Source organism: Arthrobacter sp. KNU40 (genome assembly GCF_051515115.1).
Taxonomy (GTDB): domain Bacteria; phylum Actinomycetota; class Actinomycetes; order Actinomycetales; family Micrococcaceae; genus Arthrobacter.
This window is the reverse complement of record NZ_CP195850.1, coordinates 2,282,584-2,305,123: the sequence shown is the minus strand read 5'-3', so window position 1 is coordinate 2,305,123 and position 22,540 is coordinate 2,282,584. Positions and strand designations below refer to the sequence as shown.

At 64.0% G+C, this 22,540-nt stretch carries 21 protein-coding genes and 1 pseudogene; 13 read left to right on the top strand and 9 right to left on the bottom strand.

From position 1 onward, the window contains the following. Nucleotides 1-56: 56 nt before the first annotated feature. Nucleotides 57-1,196 (bottom strand): PrpF domain-containing protein, encoded by a 1,140-nt coding sequence (locus tag ACSKT0_RS10600; RefSeq protein WP_437773705.1) that lies wholly within the window; start codon nucleotides 1,194-1,196, stop codon nucleotides 57-59. Between the two features lie 127 nt (nucleotides 1,197-1,323). On the opposite strand from ACSKT0_RS10600, the gene ACSKT0_RS10595 reads away from it, so the two are divergent. After that, nucleotides 1,324-2,259 carry a LysR family transcriptional regulator gene (locus ACSKT0_RS10595; RefSeq protein ID WP_437773704.1) on the top strand — a complete coding sequence of 312 codons (936 nt, stop codon included), beginning with the start codon at nucleotides 1,324-1,326 and terminating at the stop codon, nucleotides 2,257-2,259. A 165-nt stretch (nucleotides 2,260-2,424) separates the two neighbouring features. Here the strand turns inward: ACSKT0_RS10595 and ACSKT0_RS10590 are convergent, their stop codons facing one another. The 3 genes from ACSKT0_RS10590 to ACSKT0_RS10580 all read right to left on the bottom strand — a co-directional run bounded on the left by ACSKT0_RS10590 (nucleotide 2,425) and on the right by ACSKT0_RS10580 (nucleotide 4,405). Then, on the bottom strand, nucleotides 2,425-2,631 hold the full coding sequence (locus tag ACSKT0_RS10590) for a CPBP family glutamic-type intramembrane protease (protein WP_437773703.1): 207 nt from the start codon (nucleotides 2,629-2,631) through the stop codon (nucleotides 2,425-2,427). An 89-nt stretch (nucleotides 2,632-2,720) separates the two neighbouring features. Next, nucleotides 2,721-3,755 (bottom strand): LLM class flavin-dependent oxidoreductase, encoded by a 1,035-nt coding sequence (locus ACSKT0_RS10585; RefSeq protein WP_437773702.1) that lies wholly within the window; start codon nucleotides 3,753-3,755, stop codon nucleotides 2,721-2,723. Next, nucleotides 3,752-4,405, bottom strand: coding sequence for an alpha/beta hydrolase (locus ACSKT0_RS10580; protein ID WP_437773701.1), 654 nt, complete (start codon nucleotides 4,403-4,405; stop codon nucleotides 3,752-3,754). Before ACSKT0_RS10580 ends, ACSKT0_RS10585 begins: the two co-directional genes overlap by 4 nt. Nucleotides 4,406-4,734: 329 nt before the next feature. Between ACSKT0_RS10580 and ACSKT0_RS10575 the strand changes: the two genes are divergently transcribed. The 11 genes from ACSKT0_RS10575 (at nucleotide 4,735) to ACSKT0_RS10525 (ending at nucleotide 17,936) form a co-directional block, all read left to right on the top strand. Beyond that, nucleotides 4,735-4,983 carry a hypothetical protein gene (locus ACSKT0_RS10575; RefSeq protein WP_437773700.1) on the top strand — a complete coding sequence of 83 codons (249 nt, stop codon included), beginning with the start codon at nucleotides 4,735-4,737 and terminating at the stop codon, nucleotides 4,981-4,983. An 82-nt stretch (nucleotides 4,984-5,065) separates the two neighbouring features. Then, nucleotides 5,066-5,785: an SDR family NAD(P)-dependent oxidoreductase gene (locus tag ACSKT0_RS10570; RefSeq protein WP_437773699.1), complete on the top strand. Its 720-nt coding sequence runs from the start codon at nucleotides 5,066-5,068 to the stop codon at nucleotides 5,783-5,785. 183 nt (nucleotides 5,786-5,968) lie between these two features. Next, complete coding sequence (locus ACSKT0_RS10565) at nucleotides 5,969-6,484, top strand: alpha/beta hydrolase fold domain-containing protein (RefSeq protein WP_437773698.1); 516 nt, start codon at nucleotides 5,969-5,971, stop codon at nucleotides 6,482-6,484. Beyond that, nucleotides 6,481-6,780, top strand: a complete 300-nt coding sequence (locus tag ACSKT0_RS10560) for an MBL fold metallo-hydrolase (protein ID WP_437773697.1) — start codon at nucleotides 6,481-6,483, stop codon at nucleotides 6,778-6,780. Before ACSKT0_RS10565 ends, ACSKT0_RS10560 begins: the two co-directional genes overlap by 4 nt. Before the next feature lie 98 nt (nucleotides 6,781-6,878). Then, nucleotides 6,879-7,784, top strand: a complete 906-nt coding sequence (locus ACSKT0_RS10555; protein WP_437773696.1) for an SDR family oxidoreductase — start codon at nucleotides 6,879-6,881, stop codon at nucleotides 7,782-7,784. 85 nt (nucleotides 7,785-7,869) lie between these two features. Beyond that, nucleotides 7,870-8,145: a hypothetical protein gene (locus ACSKT0_RS10550; protein WP_437773695.1), complete on the top strand. Its 276-nt coding sequence runs from the start codon at nucleotides 7,870-7,872 to the stop codon at nucleotides 8,143-8,145. 786 nt (nucleotides 8,146-8,931) lie between these two features. After that, nucleotides 8,932-10,383, top strand: coding sequence for a D-alanyl-D-alanine carboxypeptidase family protein (locus ACSKT0_RS10545; RefSeq protein ID WP_437773694.1), 1,452 nt, complete (start codon nucleotides 8,932-8,934; stop codon nucleotides 10,381-10,383). A gap of 103 nt (nucleotides 10,384-10,486) precedes the next feature. Continuing rightward, entirely contained in the window at nucleotides 10,487-10,738 is a 252-nt protein-coding gene (locus ACSKT0_RS10540) for a protein kinase domain-containing protein (RefSeq protein ID WP_437774012.1), read from the top strand. A 699-nt stretch (nucleotides 10,739-11,437) separates the two neighbouring features. Next, a complete protein-coding gene (gene glgX, locus ACSKT0_RS10535) occupies nucleotides 11,438-13,645 on the top strand; it encodes a glycogen debranching protein GlgX (RefSeq protein WP_437773693.1) in 2,208 nt (735 codons plus the stop codon). 1,246 nt (nucleotides 13,646-14,891) lie between these two features. After that, entirely contained in the window at nucleotides 14,892-15,533 is a 642-nt protein-coding gene (locus ACSKT0_RS10530) for a peptidoglycan-binding protein (protein ID WP_437773692.1), read from the top strand. 6 nt (nucleotides 15,534-15,539) lie between these two features. Continuing rightward, nucleotides 15,540-17,936, top strand: coding sequence for a hypothetical protein (locus ACSKT0_RS10525; RefSeq protein WP_437773691.1), 2,397 nt, complete (start codon nucleotides 15,540-15,542; stop codon nucleotides 17,934-17,936). Between the two features lie 113 nt (nucleotides 17,937-18,049). Here ACSKT0_RS10525 and ACSKT0_RS10520 read toward each other — a convergent pair whose 3' ends face one another. Next, the gene (locus tag ACSKT0_RS10520) at nucleotides 18,050-18,253 is read right to left on the bottom strand and encodes a hypothetical protein (RefSeq protein WP_437773690.1); all 204 of its coding nucleotides are present in this window, start codon (nucleotides 18,251-18,253) and stop codon (nucleotides 18,050-18,052) included. A 233-nt stretch (nucleotides 18,254-18,486) separates the two neighbouring features. Here ACSKT0_RS10520 and ACSKT0_RS10515 point away from each other — a divergent pair, with 233 nt between their 5' ends. Then, nucleotides 18,487-20,007, top strand: coding sequence for a GH1 family beta-glucosidase (locus ACSKT0_RS10515; RefSeq protein WP_437773689.1), 1,521 nt, complete (start codon nucleotides 18,487-18,489; stop codon nucleotides 20,005-20,007). A gap of 551 nt (nucleotides 20,008-20,558) precedes the next feature. Here the strand turns inward: ACSKT0_RS10515 and ACSKT0_RS10510 are convergent. From ACSKT0_RS10510 to ACSKT0_RS10495, 4 genes and pseudogenes are all read right to left on the bottom strand, one after another. Next, complete coding sequence (locus tag ACSKT0_RS10510; protein ID WP_437773688.1) at nucleotides 20,559-20,774, bottom strand: hypothetical protein; 216 nt, start codon at nucleotides 20,772-20,774, stop codon at nucleotides 20,559-20,561. Between the two features lie 104 nt (nucleotides 20,775-20,878). Then, nucleotides 20,879-21,463 (bottom strand): SOUL family heme-binding protein, encoded by a 585-nt coding sequence (locus tag ACSKT0_RS10505; protein WP_437773687.1) that lies wholly within the window; start codon nucleotides 21,461-21,463, stop codon nucleotides 20,879-20,881. Between the two features lie 241 nt (nucleotides 21,464-21,704). Further along, complete coding sequence (locus ACSKT0_RS10500; protein ID WP_437774011.1) at nucleotides 21,705-22,058, bottom strand: MarR family winged helix-turn-helix transcriptional regulator; 354 nt, start codon at nucleotides 22,056-22,058, stop codon at nucleotides 21,705-21,707. A 240-nt stretch (nucleotides 22,059-22,298) separates the two neighbouring features. Continuing rightward, nucleotides 22,299-22,443, bottom strand: a pseudogene (locus tag ACSKT0_RS10495) (transposase); the annotation flags it as partial. Nucleotides 22,444-22,540: the final 97 nt, after the last annotated feature.

Genomic DNA, 22,540 nt, shown 5'->3' with positions numbered 1-22,540 from the left:
ACTTCCTGGGTGAGTGCCCCGTTCCATCCATGATGGCAGGGGCAGGGTTGGAGGTACTAGGCCGTCTGAGCGATCGGTTGGGCGACGTCTATGTCGGCCACGGCGAGATGGCGGGCCGCCCGATGGAGGGCGACCTCGCTGACGTGGCCGTTGTTGTCGGTGACGACTTCGGTGGTGATGACACCGGCAGGTGTGCCGATGCGCAGAAGCCGGGATCCTCGGTTAGTGCTGTCTGCTGGAGGCAGCACCTTCGCCACCACCGATCCCGGCAGGGCGGATGCGAGCGAGACAGCAACGGCGGAGGTCAGGCCGATGGCGGGGTGGGGTGCGAGCATCGAGAGCATCCGCACCCGCAGATCGTGGGTGTCCGCAGTGATCCTGGTTCCGTCGGCCGCGGTGTAGTCGCCGGGCGCTGCCACGACTCCGACCTTCGGCACGGCATTCTGCGGAGGATCTCCGGGCTTCCTCAGCCCCATCATCAGACCGGCCGACGCCCGGGCTGCCACGAGCATGGGCAGGCGCTCTGACAGGTTGCCCGTCATCACCGACAGATCGATGCCTGCCTCGTCCGCCGGAATCATCACCGCGGGCGCACCGGCGTCAACCAGAGTTGCCGTAAGAATGAAACCGTCAGCGGAGATTTGGTCGGCCACCCTCCCCGTTGGAAGTACGGCGCCGGTGGTCCGCCCCCAGGGGGCGTGAAACGAGAGGCTTACGGGAACGCCCAGGGCGCTGCTGCCAGGAACCCGGGCCGGGCCCGACGCCGGGATGCGGCCGCCGGGGGTCGCGATCGTGCCGCTTAGCACGGCTCCGGTGTTGAGGTTGCGCATCCTGACCCGAGTTGATCCCGCCTGGGGAGGAACGATGCCCGATTGGACGGCGTACAGCGCGATCGCGGTGGCGCAATTGCCGCAATTGGAACCAAGTTCCACCGTCGGGTCCCCGATCCCGACCTGGGCGAAGAGGTAGTCCAGATCCGCGGGCCCCTCGGGGGTCCCCCGGACGACGGCCGCTTTCGACGTCGTTGACGTGCCGCCGCCGACGCCGTCGAGCTGGCGGGCATCCGCTGCACCGAAAGCATCGGCCAGAAGGCTGCGGATCTCCGCGCGGCTCCCGGCGTGGAGGGCTACATCTTCGGCGTCGAAGAGCCAGCACTTGCTCGTGCCGCCCCGGTACCAGTGACCGCGGAGTTGCATGGTCTTTTTCCTTCACGTGTTGTTCTGTTGCACCTCACGGCGCCTGCTCCTTCCACGATCCACGCCCCGCGCGTTGAGCACAATCACAGGATTCTGGACTACCGTTCACTTTTGCTAAACTCAAATCATGGCCGACCTCGATTTGCACCGTCTCCATCTGCTCCGCGAGGTAAGCCGTTCCGGCTCCCTGACGTCCGCCGCGACGGCCTTGTCCTTCACGACGTCAGCTGTATCCCAGCAGATCGCGAAGCTTGAACACGAAGTGGGCGTCGCGCTGATCGACCGCCATCCGCGCGGCGTCGTGCTCACCGATGCCGGTAAGGCGCTGCTGCGATATGCGGACGACATCGACCGGACAATCGAGGCAGCCCGGGCCGAAATGGCAGAGTTCGCCGGGCTGAGGCGAGGCCAACTGCGCATGGGGACGTTCCCCACCGTCGGCGCCTCCCTCATGCCCGACGTCGTGCTCGCCTTCCGCGCGCGCTACCCGGAAGTCGCCGTCACGGTGGTCAGCGCCCGTCGCGACGGCCTCCTCGAACGGCTGCGGCGCAGGGACATCGAGCTAACCCTCCTGTGGGACTACCCGTGGGAGCGCATCGAGGACGAGGACCTGAGCTTTGTCCAGCTCATGAATGACCCCACCATGCTGCTTGTCCCAAGCGGCCACCCCCTCGCCGCGCGCCGCTCGGTGCGGATCGACGCGCTAAGCGACCAGGAGTGGATCGTCCGGGACGAACACCCCGTCGCCGACGTCCTCCGGCGGGTCTGCCGCGATGCCGGCTTCGAACCGCGCATCGCCTTCGCCGCCAACGACTACCAGGAAACCCAAGGCATGGTCGCCGCCGGCATCGGCATCGCTCTCGCCCCGCAGCTCGCTCTGAGCGCCCTCCGCCCCGACATCATCGCCGTTCCGCTCACAGGCTCCCCGACCCGCAGGATCCTCCTCGCCCACCTCGCGAACCGAAGGCTCAGCCCCTCCGGGAAGCAGGCAGTGACCGTGTTCCTGTCAACGGCCAAACGGTTGCAAGCCCCCGCACTCGCAGCAGGCAACCCCAGTTCGTGAATCCCTTGCAGCCAGTAGGCGCAGGTTCTCGTCCCTAAGCCGCCAACCTGGACACGTGCGCCTGGCAGTTGACCGGCCTCGGCTCATCCGCTGACATCCGGCATCGGACCGGCATTCAGTTCGCTTGGGGAATCGATCCGGATCAGCGGGAACGCTCTGGAAGCGCTAGGAGACGTATGACAGGAAACCGAGGTAGATCGGAATGTCCGCGCCTGTGTGGCAAAGGGAGGAGGGAATGATGCTGCCCGAGCTGCGCGTGAGATAGCCGCCGATCAGGCCGAGTGGGAAGGCGAACAGCACGATGAAGACGAGCGCGGAGGCCGTGTAGGTCACGCCGACGTGCCAGGTCGCGAAGACTGCCGCCTGGTCCAAAGCTGTCTACAGTAAGAATGCCTAATGCCCAAAGAAGCCATCCGTTAAGCGACACTCTTGTGGTATTCCAGATATCGCGGGAGGAGTCCTTATTGCTTAAGTGCCGTCCGTACAGCAGGCAGCACCTCTGTCGCCAGCAGTTCGATGGAGCGCAGCGTCGCGGCCTGTGACAAGCCACCCAGACCGACCTGGGCGAGGAAGCGGGTATGGCCCAGAATCTCGTGCTCCCAAAGGATTTTGTCGACGATTTCGGCAGGGCTGCCAGCGAAGAGCGCGCCTCGCGGGGCCGCCCAGGCCTCGAAACCCGCGCGATCGAGCCTCCCGGTGCGCGGCATGTTCTGGTGGATGTACGAGGAATAATGCGGGAAGAACGTGTCCTTCGCCCGCTGGGAAGTCTCCTCGACGTAGAAATGCGAGGTCACGCCGATCCGCCCCGGCATCTGGCCTGCCTGTGCCGCCGAGCGTCGATACAGTTCGGCCAGGGGTCCGAACCCCTCCGGGTGCCCGAGGATCGCCAGGTACAACGGCAACCCAAGCCTTCCGGCCCTCACCGCCGAGGAACGCGTCCCGCCGACCGCAGCCCAGATCGGCAGTGCGGTCTGGGCCGGGCGCGGCCAGATTCCCGCATCGGTCAGCGGGGGCCGGGTGGTTCCGTTCCAAGTGACAGGGTTTTCGGCGCGGATGCGCAGCAGTAGCTCGAGCCGGTCCTCGAAGTACTCGTCGTAGCGCTCCAGCGGCTGACCGAAGAGCGGGAAGGACTCCAGGTAGGCGCCACGTCCGGCGGTGATTTCGGCGCGCCCTCCACTGATGAGATCCAGCGTTGCGAAGTCCTCGAAAACGCGGACCGGATCGGCGCTCGAGAGGACCGTGACGGTGCTGGTCAGGCGGATTCTCCTGGTCTGCGCGGCCGCTGCGGCCAGCAGTACCGCGGGCGAGGACACAGCGAAGTCCTCCCGGTGGTGCTCTCCAACGCCGAAGACATCCAACCCCGCCTCGTCGGCGACCCGCGCCCATTCAAGGATGTCGCGGGTGCGCGCACCTGCATCCATCGGCTTCCCCGCAGCGTTCCGGGTGAGCTCGCCGAAAGTGAATATGCCGATCTCGAACGGGGTGGTCGCGCTCATGCGCGGGCCGCCGCCGCCGGGGAACCGACCTCGATGGCGAGGAAATCGCGTACGTCGTCAAGCATGGGTGCGTTGATGCCGTGTGCCAGTCCTGGATATACCCGCTCAATCAGCGAAGTGTGTTGCGGCAGGTATTCGTTGCTGCGGGTAATCGCCATGGGCGCGATGACACGGTCTTCCGAGCCCCGTCCCCAGAAAAGGGTCGGCCGACCGGTGCGCAGTGTCTCGTCGCCTGGCTGCGGTGCGCCGAGCACGAATCCGCCCAGCACCACGGGGGCCAGCACCCGTTCGGGGCGGGTCCGCAGCAGCTGGCTGACCATGAGCCCTCCCTGGGAAAACCCGATGGGAACAATGAGGCTGCCGGGTTCCACGTTTGCATCGACCCAGGCCCAGATGGACTCGGTTGCTTTCTCCACAGCCCCGGCCTCGGGGTTTCCGGGTGTGATGATCGAGAACCAGGCCGCTCCGCCGTTGCCGAGCTCAAGCGGTGCCCGCAGCGATGCCCAGGGCAGGTTCAACCCAAGCGCCGGCGCCAGCGGGCCCAGGTCGTGCTCGTTGGAACCGAAGCCATGCAGGAAGAGTGCGACCGCATAGGGAACCGCGTCGGTGCTCCAGTTTTGGGAACGCACGTCGCGCAATGGGGTGTTCATTCGAAGGGTCACTCCTTGAGTCGGGGAAATCCGGGTACGGCGTGGGGTCGAGCAGACCGCAGATCGGAGGAGGTATGGAACCAACGGCGATCGCCAGCCACAAGCACGGCACCGGCGGTCAACTGCTTCAAACAATACACCGATTACTTGCAGCTTCAACTATATGATCCTCGACTCGTATTGGGGATGCCCGCGAATTATTGGCTCACCGAGAGGGGCATCTGGTGTCATCGGAACCCCATACGGATATTCCCTTGCTTGGACCTCCTTGTGCGGGTAGGACGGTCACCTGCGCCGCCCCGGAGACACACGGAGAAGCCCTGGCCGGATTGCCCCCTCGCCACCTCGGCGTGGCCCCGCTGGGGCCGATCCTGGGCCTGCAGCCCGACTCGCCCGAGTCCGGGGAGGGCTTCGAATCCGCGGCACTGGCAGCACTGGCGGACGAGGCCAACGCGCACGGAACCGACACCATCTACAACGTCGAGCGCCGGCTCAGCGTAGGGCAAATCAAAAAGAGTCAAGTAGGGTCCGCGAACGCGACCCATTGGTTGACTTTTCAAGTATTAGTGCCAAACTGAATGCATACGCATATATAACCGCGTACCGCGGAAACACCGGCACGACAGTGACCGCAAAATCGCTTACAGATTGGACTGACTCATGCAGCTCGAGAAAAAGGTCGCATTCATCACCGGCGGCGGATCGGGGCTCGGTCTCGCCACCGCGAAGACCTTCATCGCCGAAGGTGCGAAGGTCATGATCTTTGACTTCAACCCCAAGTCGCAGGAAGTCGCCGACGAGATCGGCGCAAAGTTCGTACAGGGCGACGTCTCGAAGGCCGAGAGCGTTGAGGCCGCCGTCGCGAAGACCGTCGAGGAATTCGGAAGCCTTAACATTGCCGTCGCCTCCGCAGGTGTCGGCGGCGAGGGCGACGTCGTCACCTCGACCGTCGAAAACTGGGAACGCACCAACGGCATCGACTACTCAGGCGTCTTTTACACCAACAAGTACGTCATCGAGCAGCTCCTCAAACAGGGCGAGGGCGGCGTCGTTGTTAACATCGCTTCGATGTTCGGCCTCGTGGCCGTCTCGAACAACATCGCTTACTCCGCCTCGAAAGGCGGCGTCGTGAACATGACCCGCGCCGCAGGGACGATGTACGCGAAGGAGGGCATCCGCGTGAACGCGGTAGCGCCGGGCGTCATCCGCACCCCGCTCATCGACGAGCCGACTCTCGAGCAGTATGCAACACTGCACCCGGCCGGTCGCGTCGGCGAGGCCCAGGAAGTCGCCGACCTCATCACCTTCCTCGCGAGCGAGAAGGCGAAGTTCATTACCGGCGCGACCATACCGATCGACGGCGGCTATACGGCCGTCTGACCCGAAGCAGGCAGCACGCGCACGCCCGAGCATGTCCCGGATGGCGTAGGCCAAAGGTCTTCGGACCGGCGACGGCGCCCCGCATGCCGCCACGGTCCGGTGCGCGGCGCACTCGGAGGAAACTGTCCGGGACTGAACAGCACTCCCCCGCTGGGGTTTCCGGGTCTATGCTGGGTTTCGCGGTTGCACCGGCTCGCCCAGGCGCTCCGAACTGCTACTGAGAGCGATGCAGGAGACTTCGTTGCCGCCGTCGCCGCGAAAGCCCACGACGACGGGTTCGACAGGATCACCCACCAGGTCCTGTTCTACCCGTCGGTGGACCTGGATTTCGACGTCGAGCGTTACCCCTCACTGCGCGAAAACGCGGAAGGACACGGGCTTGAGACGGCCGGCCTCAAACCCTTCAACTCCTTCTACCTAGAGAACGGGGCCGACCCTGCGGATCCGCTCGTCTCGCCGATCAAGCGGGAAGATCTCGCCGGCCTGCCGGCAGCGCTGATCATCACCGCCGAGCACGACCCCCTCCGGGATGAGGGCGAACTCTACGGTGAGCGCTTGCCGGAATCCGGCGTCGAGACAAAAGTGACCCGCTACCCCGGCGCCAACCACGGTTTCGTCCAGCATTTCTCCTGGATCCCGGAGCTCTACAGGGCATTCGAGGAGACCGGTGAATTCCTGAACGCAAGGGCCCGCCAATGACGAAACCGGTTGATGTACATCCACTCGTGTCGCCCTGGGGCCGATTCGGCCTCTACAGCTTCTTCATCGACGCGGCCGAACCGGCCATCGTCGACACGGGGATCGCGTCCTCGCCCGCCGTAGGCATGGTGCCGGCACTGGAGGCAATCGGACGCCGGATCGAGGACGTCCGCTGGATCCTGCTGACCCATGGACACATCGGCGCATACGCCCTGTGGGAGCTCACCGGGAAACACCCCGCCGGATCAGCCGTAGTCTCGCCCGACACGGTGCCTGTCCCTCTGCCGTCGGGATAAACGCAGTAGGCAAAAGAACGTATGGTGCACTTCTCGCCGCACGGAGACAATAGCAGTACTCGCAGAAATCCGAACACGATGAAGGGACGTGGTCAAAGATGATCTTGGTCGTGGGCGGAACCGGAGAACTCGGCGGAAGAGTCGTCCGCCAACTGCGAGCCAAAGGACAGGACGTGCGCTGCCTGGTCCGATGGCAGACCGACGACAGCACACCGCGGGAAACAGGAGCAGAAATCGTACGCGGCGACCTGACGAACCCGCCGAGCCTGAACGCCGCATGCCGGGGAGTCGATACTGTCATCGCCACGGCCAGCACTCTCGTCAGGCGACTCGCAGGCGCGAGCACCGCAACCATCAAGCGAGTTGACGAGGAAGGCATCGCCTCACTCGTCGCAGCGGCCGAGGCGGCCGGGGTGAAGCGGTTCGTCTACGTGTCCTTTTCGGGCGTGGACTCCGGACGCGGCACCGCGTTGGAGCACGCAAAACATACGATCGAGCAGCGCCTCGCCGGTTCATCGATGCAGCGCGTGATCATCCGCCCGGATGCCTTCCAGGAGATCCACCTCGGGCCGGTCGGACGCTTCGATATCGCCCGCGGCAAGGCGATCATCATAGGCAAAGGCGACAACAAGGTCCGCTTCGTGGCAACCGACGACGTTGCAGCACTCATCTCAGCAGTCGCTCTGGAGCCCGATCCGCCGACGCTGATCGAGGTCGGTGGACCCGAGCCGCTCTCGAAGAACGAAGCCGTCGAAATCGCCGAGGAACTTACAGGCCGCCGGATGAAGGTCCGACGGGTACCGCGACCTCTCGCCAGGCTCGCTGCCCGGCTGCTCGCGCGTCCGAACGACGCATTGTCAACAGTGTTCGGCAACGGAGTGCTGATGGACACCGTCGAAGTGAGATGGGACGACCAGCCGCTCCGCCGACGCGGCATCGTGCCGAGGGCTGCCAGCGACTTCCTCCGGGAGCAAGCGCGCCAGACTCCCCTGTACCGGGCCTGAACTCGGCTTTGAGCAGGTGCGGCCGCCGGTCCAGGTCGCCCTGGCGGAAGCCGTCAACTTGGTTCCCGCCGCCCGGCCTGGGGACATGAGCTTTCAGCCCAAATGGGATGGTTACCGCATGGTCTTTGTCCGGGACGGGGACAGCACCGGCCTGGTTTCTCCGATCTACCCCGCGGTCGTCATCCTCTGCAAATGGTTCATACGTCACCGCGACAACCGGCGCGTCCAGGCTTTGGTCGCCGGGGCAACGGCCACGGCGGCGGTCGCCCTCGCCGGGGCCGTCGTCGTCCTCACAAGCCAGGCCGTCACCGACTGGGCCGCCGCAGGCGTCCTCGGGCTCGTCCTCCACCTCCCACGCTGACCCCATTCCCCGACACCGAACAACCCAACGCCGAACGAGACCGGCAGGACGGAAGGCGACAAGGACTACGACGTTCACCCCGGAAGGTGCCCTCCAACGCGCGCTGCCCGCGGCCGCGATCACTGACGCGGACTCGGAGCACGTCACCAATACCCTCGGCCGCACCGGAAGTTCGACGAGCCCAGAGTGGTCTATCCGGATCGCGCTCACACACGCAGCGACCCTTGATGTCACCACCCAGGGCGTCGACATCAAGCCCGCCGCCTGAAGTTCCTTCTTCCCCGCCTCGCATTCCTGCGTGTCATTTTCAGCACCGGCCCGCACCACCCCTAGAACACGCGGGCCGTCGTGCAGGCCGGTGTCGAAGGACACAAACACATGCTGTCACACCGGCGAGAAGATACCGGTCAGCGCCCGCTGAGGGATCCCCACCGGGACGGTCACGGCCCGTTTGGGCCGAAAAGGTGGGTTCGCTGATTTTTTCGCCAACGACATGCCCGGTGTGTCGGGAAATGTCCCTGCGCTGGGTGAGGATTGGCGCATGACAACGCGTATCCCCGCCGTACTGGCGGAAGCCCTCGAGGGCGAAGCCCGGCCGCAGAGCCCATTCACTGTCAGCTCCGTGGAAACGGGTATAGCCACTAGTCGCCTGCACCCGCTAACCACGCCGCTATGCGGAGGTTTTCCATAAGGCAACTCGGATCCTTGTCAGCAGCGGGTGAACGGATCTAGCATGACGAATCGAAACAAGGCCGAGCGGCCGGTCTGGGACAAATAGGGGGACGCATGAAGCCATTGGTCCGACGGATCGCCGGAGTCCTCGCCGCTCTCCTGGCTCTGGCGACGATTGCACCAGCCGCGCTGGCCCTCGACGACGGCGGAGCTATCGATGCTGCTTACCAGCGGCTCGGCGGGAGCACAGGGAGACTCGGCCAACCCCTTGACGTCGGCTGGTGTGGATCGCGTGACAACGGCTGCGTGCGGCACTACCAAGCAGGTAGCATTCACTGGTCGTCGGCATCCGGCGCCCACGCGACCTGGGGCGGGATCGAGAACCGTTGGGCGCAGCTGGGGTGGGAAGGGAGTCAGTTGGAGTACCCCCTCGACGAGGAGCACTGTGGGCTGGGGGGCGGCTGTTATCAGGATTTCCAAGGCGGGAAGATCTATTGGTCGCCTGCGGTGGGTGCGAATCCGGTCTGGGGGGCGATTCTTCAGCGGTATGCCTCGTTGGGCTGGGAGACTGGGCCGCTCGGGTATGCGATTGGTGGGGAGCACTGTGGGCTGCGGGGCGGTGGCTGTTATCAGGATTTCCAAGGCGGGAAGATCTATTGGTCGCCTGCGGTGGGTGCGAATCCGGTCTGGGGGGCGATTCTTCAGCGGTATGCCTCGTTGGGCTGGGAGACTGGGCCGCTCGGGTATGCGGTTGGTGGGGAGCACTGTGGGCTGCGCGGCGGTGGCTGTTATCAGGATTTCCAAGCCGGGAAGATCTATTGGTCGCCCGCGTTCGGCACAAATCCCGTCTGGGGCAGCATCGGCTCCTACTGGGCGACTTATGGGTGGGAGAACGGGCCGTTCGGATACCCGACGTCAGGGGAGGCCTGTTCGGGCAGCTGCTCTCAGGACTTCTGGGGTGGACGCATTACCTGGAATCCCTCTGCTCCCATGTCGTACACGCTCTGGGACTGGAATCCGCTCGCGGCGATCAACAAGCGGCTGCCGCTCAGCCCGCCGTCGTACGTCCCGTCCGCGCTGGTAGGTGTCGGAAGCCAGCAGATGCGATCTGATGCGGCCAACGCGTTGCAGCGAATGATCAACGATGCCGCGGCGGCTGGTGTCACCATAGCGACGATAAGCGGCTACCGCTCATACGAAGAGCAGGCGTCGGTCTACAACTCGTACGTTGCGCAATACGGACAGACTTATGCCGACATCATCTCCGCCCGGCCCGGCTACAGCGAGCATCAGTCCGGGCTCGCGATGGACATCGGCAACCCGGACGGGTCGTGCGCCCTCCAAGCTTGCTTCCAGACCACACCGGCCGGGGCCTTCGCGGCAAACAACGCGTGGCGCTACGGCTTCATTGTCCGGTATCCGGACGGATACCAGGACGTCACGGGATATACGTATGAGCCATGGCACTTGAGGTACATCGGCCCAGACGCGGCGCGCCAGATTCACGCTTGGGGCGTGTCCACCCTCGAACGGTACTTCACGATCGCCGCCGCGCCCACGTACTGACCTTGGGCACCCTTTGTATCGCGGGGCGCGGCCGCAGTGCCGCGCCCCGCGACGTTAGTCTAGCCTCGGCCTTTCATGGCGGTGGCCGGGCGGGGCGTGAGGACTGGCCCATCTACACCTCAGACGCATCATTCACAACGACATTAAGCCCGGAAACATCCTCATCGGTGCTTCATCCGGCAACGACACGGCGGGCCTGGCGAAGCTCTCGGATTTAGGAATCGCGACCAGCGGCAGACGCCGCGCGCGGGATCCTTCCGCCGGAACACCCCACTACCTGAGCCCGGAAGAGGCCCCGCGGCCACCCGCCGACCGCGGCAAGCGACATCTACGCCACCGGGCTAGTCGCTTTTGAATGCCTCACCGGCACCAAAACTTACCCGGGAACACCTCTGGAAACGATGGCCGCCAGGACCCTGCGCGAGCCCCGTGTTCCCGGCAACGTGCCCAGGCGCTGGGCCAGGGTACTGCTCGACATGTCAAACCCCGCCCCTCTCAAACGGCCTTCAGCCAGGAAAGCCGCGGGAATCATCCTGCGCCTTAGCGAGGCCACCGGCACAGAAACAAACAACCCGGCACCGGCGCGCAGAACCCACCCGCTCCGGCTGCCCAGACAGGCAGGACACATGGAACCACCGGCTGGACCAATCCCGGTCTGATCGCACGAGCAATCGCGAAAGCAATCAAGCCCACGGGAGGCAACGGGAGGCGGCTGGCCCGCGTCCCTGTTGGCTGGCATCGTCGCCGCGCTGGTGGACCGGGCCGAGATAGTGGACGTCGCTGGCCGGAGAGACGGGTTCGGCCTAGGCCTGTTCCCGGACTGAAGTAGGCCGCACCGCCCGGGAAACCGCCGTCGGCACCGCTCTGCCACCGCCCTTATTACCGGGTCCGCAGCACGAAAACCTGCCCCACCATGGAGTCCAAGCACAGTGTAAGGTAAGTATGCTTAGCAATTTAGACAGAAGGCGCCCTCAGCGGCTGCATTCGGGTCAGATCCGAGCAGGTGCGTGGGTTCCTGCCGGATTCCGTGTTGGACCAAGCAATAGGAGCACGAATGGACGTTTGGCCAGGATCCGCATACCCGTTGGGGGCTACTTTCGATGGCACGGGAACCAACTTCGCGCTGTTCAGCGAGAAGGCGGAAAAGGTGGAATTGTGTCTCTTCGACGACGACGGGGAAGAGATTTCCTACACCGTCAGCGAGGTGGACGGCTACGTATGGCATTGCTACCTCCCGCACGTCCAGCCCGGACAGAAGTACGGCTACCGCGTGCACGGTCCGTATGACCCGGCCAACGGGCAGCGCTTCAATCCCAACAAGCTCCTCCTGGACCCTTACGCCAAGGCCATCCACCGTCAGATCGACTGGGACCCGGCGCTTTTCTCGTACAACATGGGGGATCCGGACTCCCGCAACGACAAGGACTCCGCGCCCCACATGATGATGGGCGTGGTCATCAACCCGTTCTTCGACTGGGACGGGGACCACCTCCCGCGGATCCCGTACCACCGTTCCGTGATTTACGAGGCGCATGTCAAGGGCCTGACCCAGCTCCACCCCGAGGTTCCTGAGGAGCAGCGCGGCACCTACGCCGGCGTCGCCCACCCGGCGGTGATTTCCCACTTGCAAAAGCTCGGCATCACCGCGATCGAGCTCATGCCGGTGCACCAGTTCACGAACGACGGCATCCTGCAGGACAAGGGGCTGAACAACTACTGGGGCTACAACACCATCGGGTTCTTTGCCCCGCACAACAGCTACAGCTCCAAGGGCGATACCGGCCAGCAGGTCCAGGACTTCAAGGCCATGGTCCGGTCCCTCCACCGGGCCGGCATCGAGGTCATTCTCGACGTCGTGTACAACCACACGGCCGAAGGCAACCACCTGGGCCCCACGCTGTCCTTCAAGGGGATCGACAACTCCGCGTACTACCGCCTGATGGAGGGCGACGAGAAGCACTACATGGACTACACGGGCACCGGCAACTCGCTGAACGTGCGCAGCCCGCATTCCTTGCAGCTGCTCATGGATTCACTGCGCTACTGGGTCACCGAAATGCACGTGGACGGTTTCCGCTTCGACCTCGCATCCACCCTGGCCCGCGAATTCTATGACGTGGACAAGCTGTCCACGTTCTTCGAACTTATCCAGCAGGATCCGGTGGTTTCGCAGGTCAAGCTGATCGCCGAGCCGTGGGACGTCGGTCCCGGCGGCTACCAGGTGGGCAACTTCCCGCCGCAGTGGACGGAATGGAACGGCCAGTACCGGGACACCGTCCGCGACTTCTGGCGTGGCGAGCCCTCCACCCTCGGTGAGTTCGCCTCCCGGTTGACCGGATCGGCGGACCTTTACGAGCACTCCGGGCGCCGCCCGGTGGCTTCCATCAACTTCGTCACGGCCCACGACGGCTTCACCTTGGCCGACCTGGTGTCCTATAACGAGAAGCACAACGAGGCGAACGGCGAGGGCAACAACGACGGCGAATCCCACAACCGTTCCTGGAACTGCGGCGTCGAGGGGCCCACGGAGGACCCGAAGGTCCTGGGCCTTCGTGCCCGCCAGCAGCGGAACTTCATCGCCTCCATGCTCCTGTCCCAGGGAGTCCCGATGCTGCTGCACGGTGACGAGCTCGGCCGGACGCAACGGGGCAACAACAACGGCTACTGCCAGGACTCCGAGCTGACCTGGATCAACTGGGACAGCGTGGACCAGCCCTTGGTGGAGTTCACGGCCGCGGTCAGTGCTTTGCGCGCCAAGCACCCCACCTTCCGGCGCAGCCGATTCTTCGACGGACGGCCCGTGCAAAGGAGCGAGGGAGAACCGCTTCCGGACATTGTCTGGCTTGACCCGGAGGGAGCCCTCATGCAGCCGGAGGACTGGGACAACGGTTTCGGCCGCTCCGTGGGCGTGTTCCTCAACGGTGACGGAATCCGCGGCCGGGACAACCAGGGCCGGCGCATCACGGACGTCAACTTCCTGCTCTACTTCAACGCCCATGATGACGAGGTCAAGTTCGTGCTTCCCCCGGACGAATATGCTCCGGCGTGGGACATCCTCATCGACACAGCCGGGGTGGGCGCCGACTCGGCGCCCATTGAAGCAGACGGCATGGTGTCCCTCGCGGCGAAGTCGCTCGTGGTGCTCCGAGCCCACAGCACACCGGAGGAAGAGCCCGACCACTCCGTGGCCGTCTCGCTCGCCGCGCTCACCCATACGGCCACTGCCGAAACCGCAGCCCTCACAGTCCCGGCGGTGCCCTAACCCAAGACCGCGACCCGCGAGAAAACGGTGAGGAATGACTGTGAAAGTTACTCACCCCCTGAAGCTGCCCTGGAGACCGCACCGGCGCCGAGAATTCCGAAACGGCTTTCGTCAGGCTGGACCTGACCTCCTTTCAGGCCCGGCTCTGCCACTTCCGTAGCCGGGTTGCGACTTCAACAGATCAGGTGGACGATGCTTTCCCTTTGGCAACGTCAGAAGCGCCCCAAACTCCGGGAGTTGCAGCCGGCCGCCAAGGTAGGGCTACAGGGGGGGAATTCCTGCAAGACATTCTGGACCGGGGACAACGGCTCGCCCCTAAGGGGCATGGTGGCCGGCATTCTGGCCGCGGCGATCCCCGGCAACTCCCGAAGGCCGGGCGTTGCTTAGGATCGCGCACTGAAGCCAGGCCGGGCGACGGCCGGTCCGCAGGAGCTCACTCGCTGTGGCCAGTCGCCATTTCATCTTCTCGACGGCATGATCTTCTCCGTGATCGGCATTTGAGTGCGCGAGCCATCGTTCGATCAGGGATACCTCCAACCGATACTCGCCCAGCTCCCTGCACAGCTGGCAAGCGAGCCACGTGACCGCAGCTGGAGGCGGCCACAACGGGCCCATATCCTTGTCAGATCCGGCCACCCCTGGCCGGCGGACCCCGAGACCGGCTTCGGCGGCCACAACGCACTCCAAAGCAAGATCCAAGGCCTGTCGGAAATCAAAGCACGCCCTGGGGACCTCGACCCGCCGAATCTGCTTCGTATACGACAAGCCCCTAACCAGCAACTTCTTGGCCTCGGACTTCTCGGCCGGGGAACCAACCCCCGAACTCGATTCCCTCCCTCCGGGCCCCACCTGCTGCCGTGGCGAGCGGACCAAAGGGCCACGCGACGACCGCATATCCTCCCGGCTAGAGCTCCGGGCCGATGCCCATCCCCGATCTTGAATCTTGCTCCACCTCTTGCCTGAAAGACTTAATACTAAGCAAGCTTAGTTTTTCCTGAACGGGATCGACGAACCATTCGACTGTTGGCGCTGACCTTTCCGTGTAGGCGCGGACAGATGTCCGGTCGCAAATAATGAAAAGTACCCTTACTATTTATCGGAGAGCGTGGCGCTGGGGTGGTGAGCTCTTCCTTGATCCATTTCCCGGTGCGGTTCTGTGTGCGAAATCAGTCACCGAAGCGGTGGGTGAAGTGTTTGTCGATAGAGCTGAACGGCCAGGATACTTTCGCCGGAAATGGAGTTTGTGATGAACGAAGAGCAGGAACTTGAGCCGTTGTCCGCTGAAGAACTGGCCGCGGAGGGCATCACCGCGCTGCCGGCGAAGGAAGTTGCGTCCATCCTTGACCTCAACGCCGACCTGAACCTCGGAATCCAGGCGGCCGCGCCGATCGATCTTGGCGTGGCCGCGAACGCCAACGTCGCGGCACCGATTGATGCCTCCGCATCGGCCAACGTTCTCTCGGCCGGTTCCACGGCCGCGGGTGTGGCCCATCAGGGCGCACTAATCGATCAGGGTATCAATGCCGACGCGACGGCGAACTCGACGCAGGACAGCAGCATCGGCCACACAGCGCCACAGGCTGCGGCCGCGCCGGCCCCGGCCGCTCCTGCTGGCGGGACGGTCACCGATCCGACCGCCGCCGTGAACGGGAACCTGCTGAATGTGGATGTGAAACTCGACGCCAACGCCGGTATCGCTGCCCCCATCAACGGCGCTGTTGCCGCCAACGCCAATGTTTCGGCACCGATCAACGCCGGGGTGGCAGCAAACATCGGCGCGATCGATAGCAATGCCGTGGCCGCCGCCCAGCAGGACGCCGTGATCAACCAGCACATCGACGGGGCTGCCACGGCCACGTCGAACCAACACTCGACCCTGCAGCAGTAGCACCCGGTGACGGTGATTCCCGGAGGCCCGCTCGACCCCGCCGACTATGCCAGCTCACCGGACACGGGCGCGGACGAACGCTACCCGTCCCGTGCGGACGGGGTTGAGCTGATCGGTGAAATGGAAGGATCGGGCTACCGGGAACCGCCGTCTTTGGTGCGCCGGGCAGACGGACAGACCCTTCAGCTGACGCGGCTGCTCTATATGGTGTTCTCCGCCGTGGACGGCCGAAGCAGCGCTGCGCAGCTTGCTGAGAGCGTCAGCGAAAAATCCGGGCGCCGGGTCTCCGAGGAGAACGTCCGCACCCTGATCGACTCCCAGCTGCGGCCGTTGGGTCTGCTGGTGCGCCCGGACGGCTCACAGCCGGAAGTCAAGAAGTCCAATCCGCTGCTTGGCTTGCGCTTCCGTTACGCCGTGACGGATGCCGAGAAAACCAGGCGGCTGACCGCACCGTTTGCTCACCTGTTCCATCCACTCATCGCCGTGCCCGTGCTGGGCGCCTTCCTTTTTGTCTGCTGGTGGGTGCTGGCACTAAAAGGACTAGGATCGGCAACCCACGACGCGTTCGAGAACCCGGCCCTGCTGTTGCTTGTAGTCGCCGTGACGATCTTCTCCTCCGGTTTCCACGAATTCGGCCATGCCGCCGCAGCACGTTACGGAGGAGCGACTCCGGGAGCGATGGGCGCAGGCTTGTACCTGTTCTGGCCTGCCTTTTACACGGACGTGACGGACTCATACCGGCTCGGGCGCGCTGGCCGGGTCAGGACCGACCTCGGCGGCCTCTACTTCAACGCTATCGTCACTGTGCTGATCGCCGGGATCTGGTGTGCCACCGGCTACGACGCGCTGCTTCTGGTCGTGCTGACCCAGATCCTGCAGATGCTGCGCCAGCTCACACCTCTGGTCCGTTTCGACGGATACCACGTGCTCGCCGACCTCACCGGCGTACCGGATCTTTTCCATCGGATCAAGCCCACCCTCTTGGGCCTTCTTCCCTGGCGTTGGGGCAGGCCGGAGTCCAAAGCCCTCAAACCCTGGGCCCGCGCCGTCGTCAGCGTCTGGGTCCTGATCGTAGTGCCTCTCCTGCTCCTTAGTATCGTGATGATGATTCTCACACTCCCGCGCGTGCTCGCCACCGCTGTGGTGAGCATCGCACGCCAACAGAGCCTCCTCGGCGATGCCTGGGGCCATGGGGACCTGCCCGGCGGCGCGGCGCATATCCTCATGATTCTCGCCGCTGCCCTTCCCATCCTCGGCACAGGCATCGTCCTCGTCAGGATGGTACGTCAAGGCGCCGGCGCGGTTTGGCGGAAAACCCGGGGCCGTCCAGGCCGACGTGCCGGCGCCGCAGTCGCCGGCGCCCTTGTCTGCGCCCTGCTGATTACCGCTTGGTGGCCCAACGCCTCCACCTACCGGCCAATCCAGCGCTATGACCGCGGCACCATCACCGACGCCGTGTCCTTGGTAATGCCCAAACCCAACCGGCTCGTAGACGGAGCGCAGGGAAAAGTAGCAGCCATCTGGCCCTCCGGCAGCGTCAGGCCGACGGCGGACAAGCCGCAACTGGCCATGATACTGATCCCCCGGGTCCCGCAAACAACCGCCGCAGATACCGGAGCCCCCGCCGCAGCGCCCGCCTGGGTCTTCCCCTTCGACAAACCGTTGCCCCCGGGCGACGGCGGGAACCAGGCACTGGCTGTGAACACCAAAGACGGGTCCGTGGCCTATGACGTGGCGTTCGCCCTCGTCTGGGTTGACGACGGCCAGGCGATCAACAAAAACGAAGCGTACGCCTTCGCCAGTTGTCGCGATTGCGGCGCCGTTGCGATCGGCTTCCAAGTGGTGCTCGTTGTGGGCCACGCGAACGTGATCGTTCCGCAGAATCTCGCCGCGGCCGCCAACTACAACTGCGTCCAATGCCTCACCTACGCACTCGCCAACCAGCTGGTCCTGACCCTCGACCGCCCACTGAGCCCAGCGGGAACGGAGCAACTGGCGAAAATATGGGACGAAGTCAGAAACTTCGAGGCAAACATCGAAAACTTACCCTTGTCAGAACTGCAGTCCCGGCTCGCTGACTACAAGACCCGCATCGAGCAGATCATCACGCACGACCCCTCCGCAACCCAATCCGCATCCGGGACAACCGCTCCGGGCCCAAGTAACACCCCATCAAACACAGCCCCCGCACCCCCCGACGGGGGCACGTCTCCCCTACCCGGGTCCGCGCCGACACAGGCTCCGGTCACACAGCAACCGACCCCGGCAGCCTCCCCGCCGGGCACCGCCCAACCGGTACTAACAGCAGCTCCCGGGCCGGCCACCGCCCAGCCGGCACAAACAGCCCCGGCGCCGACACCGGCTCCGGCGACGCCCCCCGCGACCGCTGTACCCGGCAGCTAACATCGCCCGCCCGAGCCGCTGAGAGCCCTCGATCAGCAGGAGACCGAGCGCCGCGCTTCCCTGCCCCACTATTGGGTGACCAAGGGACAGGGGATGAAAGGGGTTCATGACGCTCATTGCTGATAAGCCCACGAGGAATTGATAATTTCACCAGTAACGCCGCCGCAACTCCCCGTTTCGCCGGGCCGGCCCCGATCATCCACAACAGGTGCGATGGTTACATCCTTGACCTTCATACCCCAGAGGGCATAATTCCGGGTGTTGTCAATGAAGTCATCGCCGACGCGCAGCTGCGTAACATCGGTGTCATCGGCCACGCAGCGGTGTTTACAGCCGGGACCGGGCTGATCCCGCAGCGCTAGCGGGGCGTTTCCGGCCCGAGGTATTCGCTGTGCGCGCGAGATCGTAGAGGCGGTCGTGTTCGGCGCGGTCCGCATCCGAATCGGCATACCCGTCGGTAACTCAGGGAACCATGGGAAAATATGGTCCGTACGTTGCGTGGGTCAAGGATCCGGTGGCATCGTTACCTCTGTGACGAGGGGCTGAATCAATGCATATCACAGCCAAGGGCCTGGCCAGGCTCATTCCGGCAGACTTCACACTCGGTGTGGCCACGGCGGCCTTCCAGATCGAAGGCGCGCTGAACGAGGATGGCCGTGGTCCGGCAGGGTGGGATGTTTTCTCGGCCCGCCCCGGGGCGGTCGTGGACGGTGACAGCCCCGCGGTTGCGTGCGACCATTACCATCGGATGCCCGAGGATGTTGCGCTGATGAAGCAGCTGGGCGTGGATTCGTACCGCTTCTCCCTATCCTGGCCGCGCGTCCAGCCCGGTGGCAGCGGTCCAGTGAACCGGGCCGGACTGGACTTCTACGACCGTCTCCTGGACGAACTGCTCGCGAACGGGATTTCCCCGATGGTCACCCTCTACCACTGGGACACGCCCTTGCCCCTGGATGACGCCGGCGGCTGGCTCAACAGGGACACCGCCTACCGACTCGGCGAGTTCGCCGCCATCGCCGCCGCAGCCTTTGGGGACAGAGTGGCCCGATGGGTGACCATCAACGAGCCTGCCACGGTCACCACGAATGGTTACACCCTGGGGCTACACTCGCCCGGGGAATCCCTACTGCTCGGGGCGCTGCCCACCGTCCACCACCAGTTGCTGGGCCACGGCCTCGCTGTCCAGGCATTGCGGGCCGCCGGCGTTCCCGGGGAGATCGGAATGACCAACGTCTATTCGCCCATGGTTCCTAACTCCATCAATCCCCTGGACAAGCTGAGCGCCGCTTTCATGGACATCGCGCAGAACCGCCTGTACGCGGACCCAGTGCTCACAGGCAAGTACCCGGACCTGATCCGCGCCGCCAAGTTCTTTGGCTCCTTCGACCACCCCGACGAGGACATGAAGATCATCTCCCAGCCGCTGGACTTCTACGGGCTCAACTACTACATGCCTACCAAAGTCGCCGCGGGCGCCGGCGACGGCACCGTGCCGGCCAACATGGCGGAGGCCATGGGAGACGACTTGAGCGCCACCTCTGGTGGCAGCACTCCATTCCACCTTGAAGCGTGGCCGGAAGCGGACATCACCGCCTATGGGTGGCCAGTGAAGCCCGATTACTTGGGCGTGACCCTGAGGGAGATGGCCGAACGGTACCCCAACCTCCCCCCCGTCATCCTCACCGAGGGCGGTGCCAGTTTCGAGGACATCATCGTCCGGGACACGCGCACGAACACCACCTTCATCCCGGACGAGCGGCGGCTGAAGTACCTATCCGACCACCTCGAGGCCGCACTGAAGGCCACGGCACCCGGCGGACCAGCCGAGGTAATAGACCTGCGCGGCTATTACGTGTGGTCACTGATGGACAACTTCGAATGGTCCGCCGGCTACAGTCAACCGTTCGGCCTGATCCACGTGGACTTCCAGACCCTGGCACGGACGCCCAAGGCGTCCTACTTCTGGCTTCAGGAACTCATTGACGAACGAAACTCAGCGGCCCCGGCGCGCGCCCACACCACCAAGGACACGGATCCGGGACAGGGCACCAAACACGCCGCCGACAACTGACTTCCGATCCGGTCCTTCCAATCGATCAGGACAATGCCTCCCGGTTCCCGTGGAACACCAGACGACTCGACAACGAAAGATTCCGAGAAGGCGCCCACGAATGGCCGCCGTTGCACCACCACCGGCGGTAGAAGGCCGAACGGGGGCCCCATCAGACTGACATACCCAAGTCATGCAGTCCGGTCCCCACCCCACCATGAAGAAGAAACTAGACCACGGACCATCCCCCACCCACAGAAGGCAAGGCAGAGGACCCGACAAAAGACCCCCGAAGGAACACACAAAAACCTGATTTGTGCACGGTCAGAGGGCCAAAGGCCCCTGAGCTGCGACAACATTGTGCCAGAGGTGTGATTCGAAACCGCATTCAGGGACCCGAAAACACTGGGAACTCCCGGAAACATAGCCGGTTCGGCCCAATCCGGCCGATGTATGGCTCAGTCCAAAGGCCAAGGTGTTGTGTGTTGTACATACCCCAAATCTCGCCCTCCAGACTCCCCGCCAACCGCTTGCAATTTCCCACAATCAGCTTGGAATCCCACCCACCGGACCTACCGTCGAATCAGGTGTTTCTCGATCAGGACGGCGCTGCGCGGCAAATCGATGTCGCCCGCGGCCACGGCCCAATACAGATCGCAGCCCTCGTCGGCGCCGAAGTCGTGCCTGTAACTGCTGATCCACACCAGGAGCACCATGAGCCAGAGGCGTCGGCGTAGCTCAAGTAGGGCGCCAGCCTGGATGCCATAGCTGCATTTTACGTCGATCAAGGAGTGCTCCACATCGCATTGACATCAAACGGGCACCTAATTACGGGGCGCCTAATTACGCGGCGCCAAGGCCCTGAACGAAGAGCCATATTCCCCTGACCGACTCAGCTAGGGGTCTCCAGGTCAATCACTATCTCGTTGCGTCGCATGAACCATGGCTTGAACGGTGGATCAAACCGCGCGGACCGCGGAGTCCCGGCAGGGGTGAGCCCAGCCGCCCGCAAAGCACTGTTCAGCTTCTCAAGATGCCGCTGATAGCTCACCGCGCTCCAGCGCCCGCTGTAACGGATTGCCGCTGCAAGGCTCTGGGGAACTGTCCGCAAGTGCACGTTCGGGTCGGTGGGGACGGGTGCGTTCTCGATAGTGAAACCTTCCGGCAGAACAAAAGCAACCCGGAATTTTGGCTCTCCTGTCTCACCCGGCTGCCTTTCGATTCCCTGCCGCACGACCGGGGCAGTCATCGCGATCTTTTCTGGAGCTGAGTCCTGAACCACCGGCGCAGTCATCGCCACTTTCTGTTTGGAGCGGTTCTCTCCGCTGATATAGGCAAACAGGTAGCGGAACGCACGGTTGCCGGAGTCTTCAAAAGTGCCTTCGACAAGGACCTCGGCCAGTAGGTGTTCGGGATACCTTCGAACCTCAAAATCGTCGTAGCTTCGCACAATCTGGTAAGGCTGCTGCGCCGTCATGGCATCACGCTACTCCCGCGGCGTTGCCCAGGCCATGAGGTTCCTGAGGATGGTGAAGATTGGTAGGTAGCCGCCAGCCTCCCGGGTCTCGAATTCGCGCTCGAACTCCACGGCGTTCTCTTTATCCAATCGAGGCCAAAAGAGGCAGACGAAGGTTGCCGGTGCCGGTCGAAGAATCGGTGAGGCCCCGTGGCGGGGACCGCTTCGCAGTACCGAAGGCGCCCCGCGGCTTGCCGGCTATTCATAGCGCTGGCGCATTAGCCCTGCTCGGGCAGATTCTTGATTTTTTTGCTGTTGCTCCGGCCTCCGGCATCTCTCCGCCCCAGCGGGCAGACCCGAGTCGGCGGATAACGGCTATCAGCATGTCGCGCAGTTCCTCCACACCGATATCGACGCCGGGAGCCAGATTCCGGGCAAGCGTCCGAGCCTGGGCAAGGGCCGTTTTGCCCAACTCGGAAACAGCCACCCGCTGCGAGCGCCCGTCCACGCGACTTCGTTCCCGGGTAATGTGCCCGTGCGCCTCGAGCCTCGAAAGTGTCTGTCCCATGGTTTGCGCCTGCACCCGGACTTTGGCTGAAAGCCGGGCCTGCACCATGGACCCTTCCGCATCGAGAACTTCCAGCGCTATGACCCCCGCATGGGTCAGGCCCAGGACGGCAAGCTCCTCATTCCAGGCATGCTCGACCAATCGCGCGGCAGTGGAGAGCAGCCGTGGAGTTGTCCAGTCATTTAAGTCCGGCATACCCCGAGAATAGTAAGCCTGCTTCCTATGTGGGGTCACCGGAGTATCTGCGGACGACGGCTTGTCCGGAAGTCCAACGACGCGCCAGCTGAAGATCGGTACCACGATCGCGTCCAGATAGAGGATCGGCTCAAGGGACCGGCGCTTCCAGAGCTGTAAGTTCATCGAGCACGTCGTCGGTGATTTTGGAGAGGGTCTCGTGTGAGAGTTCGGTCCTGATCGTGGACTCCTGATGGTGGACTCCTCATGGTGCTGGATATCGCGGATGGCTCGGGAAGCAAACAACTCAAGAAGGCACTCCTCAGATCTACCTAGATAGGCTCATGCCGCGACCA